A 547-nucleotide genomic window follows, 5' to 3' on the forward strand; every position below is an offset into this window, starting at 1 on the left:
CCGTCATGCAGCTGAGCACCTATCTGGCTCCGTTCGCCCACGTTCCCGCCTTCGCGATCTGGGCCTGCGCCGTAGCCGCCCATTTCGTGCTGATGGCCTGGTTCAGCGTGTATCACCTGCGCGATTTCGACCTGACCAAGGTCTACCCCACCTACTTCATCTGCTACGTGGGCATCGTCGTGGCCTCGGTGAGCTCGCCGGTCTACGGCCTCGAGCGTCTCGGCTCCGCGATCTTCTGGTTCGGTTTCGTCGCCTACGCCGTGCTGCTGGTCATGGTGACGACCCGCTACGCCAAGCATCCCGTGGAAGAAGGCGCGCGCCCGCTGTTCTGCATCTACACCGCGCCCATGAGCCTTTCGCTGGCGGGCTATCTTGCCACCGAGCCCATTCCGAACCCCGCATTCGCCTGCGTGCTCGCCGTGCTGGCCCAGCTGCTGCTGGTGGCCGTGCTGGTTCGTCTGCCGCACTTCCTGCGCCTGAAGTTCTACCCCGGCTATGCGGCCATGACCTTCCCCTTCGTGATCACCGCCACCGCGCTCGACCGCAC

At 65.1% G+C, this 547-nt stretch carries 1 protein-coding gene; it reads left to right on the top strand.

The window, feature by feature from the left end; all coding sequences use genetic code 11:
• Positions 1 to 547, top strand: a 547-nt coding sequence (locus DMP05_RS09700) for a TDT family transporter (protein WP_148039737.1), incomplete at both ends; no start/stop codon positions are given.

The sequence above is a fragment of the Slackia isoflavoniconvertens genome (assembly GCF_003725955.1).
In the GTDB taxonomy this organism is placed as follows: domain Bacteria; phylum Actinomycetota; class Coriobacteriia; order Coriobacteriales; family Eggerthellaceae; genus Slackia; species Slackia isoflavoniconvertens.